12 protein-coding genes are annotated in these 12610 nt (G+C 39.7%); 10 read left to right on the forward strand and 2 right to left on the reverse strand.

The features are described 5' to 3' along the window. The first annotated feature begins 17 nt into the window (after positions 1–17). The 6 genes from atoS (at position 18) to UFO1_RS01045 (ending at position 7355) form a co-directional block, all read left to right on the forward strand. Positions 18–1862 carry a two-component system sensor histidine kinase AtoS gene (gene atoS, locus UFO1_RS01020; protein WP_038666765.1) on the forward strand — a complete coding sequence of 615 codons (1845 nt, stop codon included), beginning with the start codon at positions 18–20 and terminating at the stop codon, positions 1860–1862. Next, on the forward strand, positions 1852–3228 hold the full coding sequence (locus UFO1_RS01025) for a sigma-54-dependent Fis family transcriptional regulator (RefSeq protein ID WP_038666768.1): 1377 nt from the start codon (positions 1852–1854) through the stop codon (positions 3226–3228). Before atoS ends, UFO1_RS01025 begins: the two co-directional genes overlap by 11 nt. 217 nt (positions 3229–3445) lie before the next feature. Beyond that, the gene (gene atoD / locus UFO1_RS01030; RefSeq protein WP_038666771.1) at positions 3446–4108 is read left to right on the forward strand and encodes an acetate CoA-transferase subunit alpha; all 663 of its coding nucleotides are present in this window, start codon (positions 3446–3448) and stop codon (positions 4106–4108) included. Then, a complete protein-coding gene (locus UFO1_RS01035) occupies positions 4108–4761 on the forward strand; it encodes a 3-oxoacid CoA-transferase subunit B (protein ID WP_038666774.1) in 654 nt (217 codons plus the stop codon). Before atoD ends, UFO1_RS01035 begins: the two co-directional genes overlap by 1 nt. 28 nt (positions 4762–4789) lie before the next feature. Further along, on the forward strand, positions 4790–6112 hold the full coding sequence (locus UFO1_RS01040) for a TIGR00366 family protein (RefSeq protein WP_038666777.1): 1323 nt from the start codon (positions 4790–4792) through the stop codon (positions 6110–6112). A 61-nt stretch (positions 6113–6173) separates the two neighbouring features. Next, positions 6174–7355: an acetyl-CoA C-acetyltransferase gene (locus tag UFO1_RS01045; RefSeq protein WP_038666780.1), complete on the forward strand. Its 1182-nt coding sequence runs from the start codon at positions 6174–6176 to the stop codon at positions 7353–7355. A gap of 145 nt (positions 7356–7500) precedes the next feature. Here UFO1_RS01045 and UFO1_RS25085 read toward each other — a convergent pair whose 3' ends face one another. Further along, a complete protein-coding gene (locus UFO1_RS25085; protein WP_038666783.1) occupies positions 7501–7758 on the reverse strand; it encodes a DUF4405 domain-containing protein in 258 nt (85 codons plus the stop codon). A 200-nt stretch (positions 7759–7958) separates the two neighbouring features. Next, positions 7959–8855 (reverse strand): LysR family transcriptional regulator, encoded by an 897-nt coding sequence (locus UFO1_RS01055; protein WP_038666786.1) that lies wholly within the window; start codon positions 8853–8855, stop codon positions 7959–7961. A gap of 163 nt (positions 8856–9018) precedes the next feature. Here UFO1_RS01055 and UFO1_RS01060 point away from each other — a divergent pair, with 163 nt between their 5' ends. From UFO1_RS01060 to UFO1_RS01075, 4 genes are all read left to right on the forward strand, one after another. Beyond that, positions 9019–10458 (forward strand): DHA2 family efflux MFS transporter permease subunit, encoded by a 1440-nt coding sequence (locus UFO1_RS01060; protein ID WP_038666789.1) that lies wholly within the window; start codon positions 9019–9021, stop codon positions 10456–10458. Between the two features lie 156 nt (positions 10459–10614). Continuing rightward, a complete protein-coding gene (locus UFO1_RS01065) occupies positions 10615–11238 on the forward strand; it encodes a dienelactone hydrolase family protein (protein ID WP_038666792.1) in 624 nt (207 codons plus the stop codon). A gap of 1 nt (position 11239) precedes the next feature. Further along, positions 11240–11575, forward strand: coding sequence for a YddF family protein (locus UFO1_RS01070; protein ID WP_038666795.1), 336 nt, complete (start codon positions 11240–11242; stop codon positions 11573–11575). A 146-nt stretch (positions 11576–11721) separates the two neighbouring features. Continuing rightward, complete coding sequence (locus UFO1_RS01075; RefSeq protein ID WP_038666797.1) at positions 11722–12351, forward strand: HAD-IA family hydrolase; 630 nt, start codon at positions 11722–11724, stop codon at positions 12349–12351. Positions 12352–12610 lie beyond the last annotated feature (259 nt).

Raw genomic sequence — 12610 nt, forward strand, 5'->3', positions numbered from 1 at the left:
ATAGGGGAGAGAGTAGGATGAGAAGATATTTCCCAAAAACGTTACGTTATCAAATGTTATTATTGATGCTAATTATTGTCAGTATACCTATTTTGCTTACGGGATACGTTGTTAAAATTCAAGCGAAGGAAGCTCTATTAGCAGAGAAGCAGACAAAATTATTTGGTATTGCTCGATTACTTGATGAGCATCTTGGTGCTGGTTTTAATAGGATACTATCAGAAAAGCATGTAATAAATGGGAATCGCGTAGAAAAAATAAAAGCGCTTAATGAGGAATTATCTCATTATACTGATGTTGTTGCAGGTGCAGATGTAGGAATTGGTGTAGGTTACTATAGTAAAGAACTAGATGCGATTATTACTTATGGTCCTAGCAGCAGCTATGCTGATAAGGTAGGTATTTCCATTGAGGAGTTACATCCAGGACGAAAAGTCATGGAAACGGGTCATCGGATGGTTGAGTTTGGTCCCCTAGTACGGGGGAATATTATGAACGTCATGATCCCAATTCAGAGGGATGGACAAATAGTAGGATATATATGGGCTAATGAATTAACTGATGATATTCAGGCGCAACTGGCAGTGATGGATAAAAATATCTATTTGTCAGTTTTAATTGGGATTATTGTTGGTATCTTTTTAATTACAAGTTTAACAAATAATTTCTTGAAAGATGTAGAGAAAATAAAAACTGGACTGGAAATTATCAAGTTTGATTTGAATAAGAAAATTGGCCCGCTGCAAGGAGAAATGGGAGAAATTGCTGAAGCAATTCATCATATGGCCCAGTCATTAATTGATGCCCGATCACTGACTGAAAATATTATGTACAGCATTGCTGATGGTGTTGTTACCGTGGATACGCAAGGTATTATCACAACAATGAACCAGGCGGCTAGACAGATAACAGGTTTTACACTCGAAGAAGTGATTGGGAAGCCATACCGAGAAATATTTTGTGAAAATCATCAATTTAATAGTTTGTTATTAAACACCTTGGAAACAGGGGAGAATCACATTGGTATTGAAGTAAATTATCCAGTTAAGGACAAGAGTATTTATATTAGTGTCAGCACGAGTATATTACTGGATAGCCATAATAAGAGCATTGGCGCAGTTGTTGTTTATAAAGATTTAACCCAGCAACATAGCCTTCAAGAACAAGTGTATCGGGCCGAACGCTTAGCTGCATTAGGTGAACTGATGGCAAGCATTGCCCATGAAATACGTAATCCATTAACTTCAATTAAAGGTTTTGTACAGTATTTACAGAATGTGGATAGCATTGAAGAACGAGAAGAATATATGCCGATTATTATAAAGGAAGTAGACCGTGTTAATCGTGTAATTGAAGAATTATTATATTTTGCGAGACCTTCTGAAACCTATTATTCACTGGTGAATATAAATGAAATATTAGAAAAAACCTTAGTACTAGTTCAGAACAAAACAACGAGCCATAAGGTGGAATTTCGTTTAATTCTTGCCCCAGGTTTACCACTAATAGAAGCTGATGCAGAACAGATTAAACAAGTATTGCTTAATTTACTGATTAATGCTATGCAGGCTATCCCTGATAAAGGTTCTGTAGTAATTGATACTTGGCAGCCTGACCCTTCTTGTGTTTGTGTTAGGGTTACAGATACGGGTATTGGTATTAAGGAAGAAGATAAACACAAAATCTTCGATCCCTTTTTTACTACTAAGGCGGCTGGAACCGGACTAGGACTAGCAGTGGTCCAGCGTATTATCAGCGCTCATTATGGTCAGATACATATTGATAGCCAAGACAATGAATGGACAGCGGTGATCTTGAAACTGCCTGTAGTCCATCAAGGAGGTAGGCAAGTTGAAGGATAACTATACAATATTGATAGTTGATGATGAAGAGAGTGTGCGAAAATTATTAATGGCGGTACTTAAACGTGAGGGGTATCATGTAGAGAGTGCAGTTGATGGACAAGATGCTTTAGAAAAATATAGCACAGTTAAACCCCATGTAGTATTAATGGATATTAGAATGCCTGCGATGAACGGCATTGCCGCTTTTACGGAAATGAAAAAAAAGCATTCCGATGTGACAGTCATTCTAATGACGGCCTTTGCTGCAGTTGAAACCGCGGTGGCTGCTATAAAACTTGGTGCCTTTGATTATCTCATTAAGCCCTTTGATATTGATGAAGTTACTTTATTAGTCAATCGCGCTGTACAAATACAGCGTATGGAGAAAGAAATTACAGTGCTGCACCGTGAACTAAATGATTCTTATCGTTTAGATAAAGTATTGACCAATAGTAAAAAGGTGGAAAAGCTATATCAAGTAATTGATAAGGTCGCCAAAAGCAATGCAAGTGTTTTGATTATTGGGGAGAGCGGTACAGGTAAGGAGCTAATTGCCAATGCAATTCACTATAATAGTCCTCGATGTAAGGGACCATTTATTAAAATTAATTGTAGTGCATTGCCTGAAGGGTTATTGGAGAGTGAGTTATTCGGTCATGAAAAGGGTGCTTTTACTGGAGCTGTAATGCGCCGATCAGGCAGGTTTGAGCAAGCTGATAAAGGGACATTATTTTTGGATGAAATCGGAGAAATATCCACGAACTTGCAGGTTAAGTTGCTGCGTGTGCTACAAGAACGAGAATTTGAACGAGTGGGCGGGAATGAAACCGTAAAGATAGATGTTCGTATCATTACGGCAACAAATCGAAATTTAGAACAAATGGTTCAAAATGGCCAATTTCGCCAGGACTTATATTATCGTATGAATGTAATCTGCCTCAATTCCATACCCCTGCGGGAGCGTAAAGAGGATATAAGGCTACTAGCCGATCACTTTTTGCAAAAATTTTCTGGGGAAAATGATCGAGGAATTGTTAGCTTCGATAATGACGCAATTGCTAAATTAGAAGAATATGATTGGCCAGGAAATGTGCGAGAGTTAGCTAATGTGATTGAACGTGCGGTAATTATGAGTACTGGTAGCGTGATATTTACAGAAGATTTACCGGATGCTTTACGTAAAAACAGTATGATTGGTGAAATTGAACCGGAAAAGAATAATTTCTTAGGGTCTACTCTTAAGGAAATGATTAAAGAACAAGAATGTAAGCTTATTAAGCAGGCACTATTAAACAATCGTGGAAATAAAATGAAGACTGCTAAAGAGCTAGGAATTAGTCGACGTACCTTAATCTATAAAACCCAAGAGTATGAAATCGAATAGTGTGAAAATTGCCGCAAGGAGTGCGCAAGAAAATGCGCACTCCTTGCGGCAAAGGAATAGAAAAAAGTAAGCGAATCATAATGAACTATGAGCTATAAACAGCATTTACAGTGCTTCAGCTGCCTTATCGAAAAAAGATAAGGCAGCTTTTATTTTTTGGCGCGCATCTTGCAATAGTTTATTTATAGAGACTAGGAATAAGGTTAGGAGGTTTATTATGAGTAACAAACACGTGAGCGTTGAACAAGTAAGTCAATCCTTTAAAGATGGTATGACAGTAATGGTTGGTGGTTTCTTGGGTGTGGGTGCACCTGAGTTATTAGTAAAAGCTATTTTGGACAAGGAGATTAAAGACATTACCTTGATTACAAGTGATACTGGCTTTGTTGATAAGGGGGTGGGACCATTAATCGTTAAGCATCAGGTAACGAAAGTGATTGCGTCCCATGTTGGTACCAATGCTGAGACGGGTAGGCAAATGATCGCTGGAGAAATGTTGGTAGAGTTAGTGCCCCAAGGAACCTTGGCAGAAAGAATACGTTGTGGGGGATCAGGTTTAGGCGGTGTACTGACTCCAACGGGTGTGGGCACTATCGTGGAAGAAAATAAACAAAAATTGTGCGTTGATGGTGTGGAGTATCTTTTGGAGAAGGCCTTACGCGCAGATATAGCTTTATTAAAGGCGAAAAAGGCGGATCGAGCCGGCAACTTGATTTATGACAAGTCTGCTCGCAATTTTAACCCAGTTATGGCTTTGGCTGCTGATCTTGTCATTGTAGAAGTTGATGAATTAGTAGAGAATGGGGAAATTGACCCTGATGAAGTGATGACGCCGGGCGTACTTGTGGATCAAATCATATGTATAGGAGGCTGCAAATAATGAATGCAAAAGAAATAATTGCAAGAAGAGTAGCACTAGAAATGCAAGATGGAGATGTTGTAAATCTGGGGATTGGCTTACCTACAATGGTAGCAAATTATCTGCCTGAAGGCATCAGTGTGATTCTACAGTCGGAGAATGGTTTTGTTGGTCTGTGCAGCGTGGGGGCAACTCCTGACGATAATCTGGTTAATGCAGGTGGACAACATTGTGGTATTCAGCTTGGTGGTGCTACCTTTGATAGTGCAATGTCCTTTTCTTTAATCCGTGGCGGACATGTTGATGTCACTGTACTGGGTGGATTGCAGGTAGATCAACATGGTAATTTGGCGAACTGGATGGTGCCAGGAAAAATGGTTCCCGGTATGGGAGGGGCCATGGATTTAGTGACAGGCGCTAAAAAAGTTATTGTTGCTATGGAGCATTGTGCTAAAGATGGTACTGCTAAAATTTTAAAAGAGTGCACCTTGCCGCTAACTGGTAAGGGAAAAGTGAATGTTCTTGTGACGGAATTAGGTGTATTTCGCGTAGCGCCAGAAGGTCTTATATTGGAAGAAATTGCTCCCGGGGTAGAGGTAGAGAGTATTGTAGCCAAAACGGAAGCAACACTAATTATCAGTTCAGATCTTAAAACGATGCAGAACCTTACATAAAAAAAATGTGAAAAAGGGGGAAAAATATATGGTCAATGCAATCGCAAGATTTTTTACGAATATAGTAAATCGCTTTTTACCGGATCCGTTGGTTTTCGCTATCTTATTAACGATTCTTGTTTTTTTCTTAGGTATTACTATGACTCCCAAGAGTCCATTGGATATGGTTATGTTATGGGGGAATGGTTTTTGGAACTTGTTGGGATTTGCTATGCAGATGGCTTTAGTATTAGTTACGGGACATGCCTTAGCCAGCTCATCACCCGTTAAGAAGGGGATGACAAAACTAGCATCGATTGCAAAGACACCAGCCCAGGGAGTTATGTTAGTGTCTTTTATGTCTGCTGTTGCTTGTGCCATTAACTGGGGCTTTGGATTGGTTGTTGGGGCTATGTTTGCCCGCGAAGTTGCTCGTCGTATTCCAAAATCTGATTATCGTTTGCTAATTGCATCAGCGTATATGGGATTTTTGACATGGCATGGTGGCTTATCCGCTTCGATTCCATTGGTGGCTGCTACCAAAGGCAATCCTATGGAAAAAATAGTTGGTCTTATTCCAATTTCAGAGACAATTTTTACTCCTTATAATATCTTCATTACAGTGGCGTTAATTGTCATGCTGCCGTTTTTGACTCGTATGATGATGCCTAAGGAGAGTGAAGTGATTGCTGTTGATCCTGCTCTTTTACAAGATGAAGCAGCAGTTACCAGAGAATTAGGTGAGAATGCTACTTGGGCAGAAAAAATTGAAGAGAGCCGCTTATTAGCCCTTGTTGTCGGAGGTTTTGGGATTGTGTATTTAGGAATGTATTTTTCCCAAAAAGGCTTTGATCTTAACGTAAATACGGTGAATCTCATTTTCTTAACGGCTGGAATTTTGCTACATAAAACACCTATGGCATATGCCAGGGCCATTACGATGGCAACCCGTGGTACCTCTGGTATTTTAATTCAATTTCCTTTTTATGCTGGTATTCAAATTATGATGGAGCACTCTGGTTTGGGAGGTATTATTACGAACTGGTTTGTGGATGTTGCCACCAAAGAAACCTTCCCTCTTATGGCCTTCTTTAGTTCAGCACTCGTTAATTTTGCAGTACCATCAGGCGGCGGACATTGGGTAATACAAGGGCCTTTTGTTATGCCAGCAGCGCAGGCGTTAGGTTCCGATTTGGGTAAGGCGGCTATGGCCATTGCCTATGGTGAAGCTTGGATGAATATGGCGCAACCATTCTGGGCACTGCCAGCACTAGCCATTGCTGGATTGGGTGTTAGAGATATTATGGGATATTGCGTAACAGCGCTGCTGTTTTCTGGAATTATCTTTATTGTGGGCTTACATTTCTTTTGAGTAATGAAGTTAGTGAGACAGAGTCTATAGATTTTACAATACAAAATGGAGGTATGATGAAATGAAAGAAGTAGTAATTGTAAGTGCTGTACGTACTGCCGTAGGTAGTTTTAATGGCTCCTTGGCACCTTTTGCGGCAGTTGACTTGGGAGCAATTGTTATTAAAGAAGTAATTGCTCGTGGTGGTATCAACGCAGATCAAGTTGAAGAAGTGATTTTCGGTAATGTATTACAAGCTGGTCTGGGGCAAAACCCTGCTCGCCAAGCAGCAGTTAAAGCTGGTATACCTGTTGAAGTATCGGCTTATACGATAAATAAAGTATGTGGCTCTGGACTGAAATCTGTAAATCTAGCAGCACAAGCGATTATGACAGGCGAGGCAGATATTGTAATAGCAGGTGGAATGGAAAGCATGACCAATGCCGCCTATGTGCTCGATACTAAGGCGCGTTGGGGACTTCGTATGGGCAATGCAAAAGTTGTTGATACGATGATCCAGGATGGTCTGTGGTGTGCATTTAATGATTACCATATGGGTATTACCGCTGAAAATGTTGCAGAAAAGTATGGTATTAGCCGTGAACAACAAGATCAATTAGCAGTAGAATCCCAGCAAAAAGCTGTTCAAGCAATTGCAGATGGTGCATTTAAAGAAGAAATTGTACCAATTGTTATTAAGACTAAAAAAGGTGAAGTTATTTTTGATACAGACGAATTCCCTAGAGCAGGGACAACGGCTGAAAAATTGAGTGGGCTAAAGCCTGCCTTTAAGAAAGAAGGGACAGTTACTGCTGGCAATGCTTCTGGTATTAATGATGGGGCAGCGGCCATATTGCTCATGTCGGCTGATAAAGCGAAAGAATTAGGTATTACGCCGTTAGCAAGGATTCGCTCTTTTGGCTCGGGAGGTGTCGATCCAAGCATTATGGGGATGGGACCTGTGTCAGCTACTCGTAAGGCACTGGCTAAGGCTGGTTTAACAGTAGCAGATCTTGATTTAGTTGAAGCCAATGAGGCTTTCGCAGCTCAGTTCTTGGCGGTAGGTCAAGAACTCGGTTTTGCTAAGGAAAAAGTTAATATCCATGGTGGAGCGATTGCGATTGGACATCCGATAGGAGCAAGTGGAGCTCGTATTTTGGTAACACTTTTACACGGAATGAAGCAAAAGGATGCAAAAGTAGGCTTGGCAACCTTATGTATTGGTGGTGGGCAAGGCGTAGCAACAATTGTAGAGTTAGTATAAGAAATAGGTAGGTATTGTCATTGATTTTAGACAAACATTTAAAATAAGAATTTGATAAAGTGATTATAAAAAATGAAGGATGTTTCACAAGGTGAAACATCCTTCATTTTTTTGCAAGACATTTTAGAATTCTCTAAGTCTAAAGTTAAGCGTCATTCTTCGTGTTAATCGTGTTTTTTGTCATTGCTTTGATCCAGTCCATATGGAATACAACATGAAGTATAACGAAAACGGTAAGGGCATAACTTGCCCATTCATGCAGAGATTTAACGTTCATGGCCCTGAGATATGGCATTAAAGCAGGTGGCTTTATCGATAGAGCAATTCCTGTCATGATGCTCACGACTCCAAACAATAGTAAGGCGATATCTAAATAATAATTTTTTTTAGGTTTTAATACCATAAGTTGATCCTCCAATAAGTTTAAATTAATGCTAATTATAATTGCTGAATGTGACAGGGATGTTACGGTTTCTTTTATAAAAATAAAAAAACAGTAAATGAAATTAAAGAAAATCGCAAAGGATGGACTTGGTACCGTTGATACCAAGTCCATCTTTTTTATGCAGGTAAAAAATGTACAGATTGTACGGTTATGCGAGTTTACTGCATCTTTAATAAATCAAGGGATACTATCGGGTGATAAGGGGTGCTTGTTTCTACCATCTCAATAAATTTATCCAGAGCGCTCGTCATTAAAGCAGCCTTATGCCGAATCAAGAATGTTTTAGTTGAACTATATTGCTGAGGAATTGAAAAGGATCGTAAAAGTCCAAGCTTTTCATGTTTTTCAATGGCAGATTGAGGGACGAAGGATGCACCTAGACCGGCTATTACACCGCCAATAATGGCATCAAGATTATTGAATTCCATAAATCGTAGATGGTTAATCGCGTTTGCCTTAAGCCAACTTTCAAGTTGGTCCCGATTGGGACATCCTACAGGGCTCATGAGAAAGGGTTTGGAATAGATTGCTTTCATATCAAGGTCCTCAGGGCTGGTAATCAATACGAGGGTTTCTTCAGATACAAGTTCTTCTACAATATTATCGTCTTTGACAGATGCTTTAACAAATGCACCGTCTAGTTGAAAATGTAGTACCTTATGCACAAGTTCATCTGTTGAACCTGTTGTGAGTGACAAATCAACCTTGGGATAAGCTTTGTGATACTGAGCTAAAATTTGTGGGAGATTGAGTGTTGAAACCGTTTGGTTAGCGCCGATGGATAAGCGTCCATTCGGTTCTATAGAATCACTCATCGCTTTTTTTGCTTCGTCAAGTAAGTGTAGAATTTGTTCGGCGTAACACAATAGTTTTTCACCTGTTGGAGTTAATACCATGCCTCGTTGACGATAAAATAGTTGTGTTTTTAACTCCGTTTCCAATTGTTGCACCCTAGCAGTCACATTTGACTGAACGTAGCCTAGAGCTTGTGCCGCCTTTGTAATGCTGCCTTCCTGGGCAACTGCCCGGAAAATGCGCAGTTCATTGCTCTCCACGTTAAGTCCTCCTCTTTATCTATCGTTAAAAACGAATCGTTATATCATATTCATTCATTTTACATGATAGTTAATCTCCTGTAAACTAGGCATAGGCAATAAGTTGAAAGAATGCAGTGAGCAAACCCTTTGTTCACTCTGCCATAATAAGAGGAGGATTTATATGATAAATGTATGGCCACGAAAGTGGATTGTTTTGGCCGTTGTGACGTTAGTTTCATTTATTACTAATGTGGATGCTACTATCGTTATTATCGGATTACCCAGTATGGTAGAAGGATTGCATATTACGATGGTAACAGGACTATGGATTATTACGTCTTATATTATTACTAGCACCATATTTTTGCTCCCTGCAGGAAGGTGGGCGGATATGGTAGGAACAAAACCTATTTTCATTTTGGGATTTGGGATTTTCACAATTGCCACGGTGCTATGCGGTATAGCCAACTCAGGAACTACTCTAATAATTTTTAGATTTATTCAAGGAGCTGGCGCTGCCTTAGCTCTAGCTACAGCTACACCAATCATTGTGCGGACATTCCCGCCTCATCAACTTGGCTTGGCAGTGGGAATCAACTCTACTTCCTGGGTAATTGGATCCATCGCAGGTCCAGTGGTTGGCGGAGCACTAATCGGCCAATATGGATGGCCAGCTATATTCTTCGTAACTGTGCCCTTTGGGGTGATTGGAATGATCGCTGCTTGGTTCGTTCTCGAAGACACAGATGCTCCTGTAAAGTCAAAGACGGACTGGATGGGTATGTCGACTTTCGGTATCGGATTAGTCGCACTATTAATCGCCCTTTCCGAAGGGCAGGTGTGGGGCTGGGTATCGGCACCAATTCTTGGCTTGTTTCTAACAACGTTGGTGGCTTGGATTGCCTTTGTCATCACCGAATTACGGGTAAAGCACCCAATGTTCAATTTTAGTTTATTGTCCAATATACATTACTCAGCGGGATTGGGGATTACGCTAAATTATTGTATTGGCTACTTTGGTATCACTTTTCTTTTAACCCTTTATCTTCAGGGGGCACTGCACCTAAGTCCCCTACAGTCAGGAATGCTGCTGATCCCGTTATCAGCGCCACAGCTTATTATGGGTCCCTTAGGTGGTGTACTTGCTGATCGTTTTGGCCCGGTGCGCATGATGATGATCGGCCTTATCTTTCTCTCAGGTGGTTTATTTCTCTTGGGGAACCTAGGATTGCAATTGTCCATGGCTGCAATAGTGGTACCATTGATTATTATTTCCATCTCCAATGGAATTGCTTGGCCCTCCCTGGCGAAGACCGTCCTTTCGGCTGCACCGAGGGAGCACTCTGGATCCGCTTCAGGGATGTTTTATACCATCTATAATGTGGGTAGAGCATTGAGCCAAACCTTGGCGTTGGCAGCAGTGGAGTTCAGCGTGGCACCAGACATCATATCTCAGGCATTAATGGGAGGATTGGAGGCACAGGATCAAAATATAGAAAATAGTTTGGTTCATTCCATAGACAACAGCTTCCTATTCTTCATCCTCTTTTTCGCCCTCGCACTGCTACTTATCTTATTACTACGTCGTACAAATAGCGGAATAGCGTCTAAAGTGGGATAACAGAAATCTAGGAAGACAATTTTAAAAATACTCTCCTGCAAACTAGTTTAGTTTGCAGGAGTTTGCATTTGTAATGGTAAATGAAATAGAAAGATAAGATGTTTTCGAAAAGAAGAAGCAAAGAAACATAGGATAAGTAATGGGACGGAGATATTGATGTTAACCTATATTCATCATTCTGATACAGTGCTTGTGATTCTACATGAAATTTATGGACGTAACGAACATATCATGGATGTATGCGAAAAGTTTTCAAAGTATGAGATTGATATGATTGTTCCTAATTTGCTTAATGGCAGAGAGCCATTTAGTTATGACCAAGAAACGATGGCCTATAATTATTTTATGAATACTGTTGGTTTTGAAAGTGCATTTAAGCAGGTAAAAGAGGTTCTACATAATGTACGACGTAAGTATAGAAAGGTATATGTGTTGGGTTATAGTGTAGGGGCTACACTTGCTTGGTTGGGTAGCCAAACTGGTTTGTGCGATGTAAGTATTGGATTTTATGGTTCAAGAATACGAGACTATGTTGAGATCAAGCCTAAATGCCCTGTCTTATTGTTTTTTCCTAGTGAAGAAAAATCGTTTGATGTCGATGAATTGATTTTACGGTTACATAACTTTAGTAATATACAAGTAGAAAAACTACCTGGTGAGCATGGATTTGCTAACCGGTTTTCGCCAAATTATAATGAACAATCTTCAATTAGAGCTTATAGGGAAATCGAATCATGTATTAAAGGAACGTCCATTTTAAATTACAAAGGAGAAATATAAAATGGTAAATAGGCAACCCATCGCTATCCTAAATGGTGCAATCATTACGGCAGATGGAGAGTATTCCTGTCGAACAATCAGCCTAGAAGAATGCAAAAAACTAATTCAGTACGCTCCAAAAATTATTTCTGCAGTAGGACACAAAGCGACAGCAGAAGTAATAAGCGACCTTCTGGAAACAGAAGTCACTTTAAATCGAATTGACTTCCATCAAGAAGCGGGGCAGCAGGCAGTGGTGTTTAAGCTCAACACTCGGCCTCCAGAGGGTATCATCCTCACTCGTGATGAAATTGAGGCATTTGGATATCAATTTCAGTTACTATCTAGGATTTCCTAGGGGCTTACATAATAGTAATAATGTAAAAGGAAGATACCCATAATAATCTACCTAAATAATTAGATTATTACGGGTATCTTCCTTTTTGATGTAACATATTACTGAATATGGGGTGGTAATAAGTTAAAAAGGAGGATACGATTCTTATGGTAAAGTACGTAGTATTTGACTTTGATGGTACTTTGGTTGATTCACTGCATGTTGTTATCGAAGTGTATAATCGGCTTGCTCGGGAGTACAATGCAAATAAGATAGAGGAAAAGGATATTGCCTATATAAAAGGATTATCGATTATGGAGAGAGCTAAATTTCTTGATTTTAAATTATTTAAACTTCCACTTCTAGCCCTCGATATTTACAAACTATATAAGCACTCCATAAAGGATCTTACTTTGTTTGCTGGGGTTAAGGAACTATTGGAAGAGTTAAACGCCAGTGGTTTTCAACTGGCAATTGTATCAACAAATGCGGAGCAAAATATAAGAGAATGTCTTAAGCGTAACCAGATTGACTTCATTAGTGAAATTATCTGTTCAAACAATATGTTTGGCAAGAATGAAGATATTAAAAGATTTATGAAAGCCCAGAACCTGGAAGATTCCGAAGTGATTTATGTTGGGGACGAAGCAAGAGACATTATTGCGGGCAAAAAAAGTGGTGTCAACGTAATCTGGGTAAGTTGGGGATTTGATCATATTGATAATGCGAAGAAGGAAGACCCGAACTATATCGTGAATAAACCACATGAAATTTTAAGTATTTGCCAATCGATTTAAATGCAAATTGAATAGAGAAAAGATACCCCTAATCTACCTTGTTAGTAGATTAGGGGTATCTTCTTTTTTGCGGAATCAGAAAGTATAACGCTTTCTTGATTCCAAGTAAGAACGACTAAGGCTTCTGCCTGCGTCCGAGGACTTGGCACAAGCCAAGTCTTTTCTTAATTCGACGAATTTTTAATAGCAGAATCCGGCTGCTTTGTCATAATTTGGTCATGGTTTTATTCTATACTATACAAGAAAGAAAATCGGATAC

This window comes from Pelosinus sp. UFO1 (genome assembly GCF_000725345.1).
Taxonomy (GTDB): domain Bacteria; phylum Bacillota; class Negativicutes; order DSM-13327; family DSM-13327; genus Pelosinus.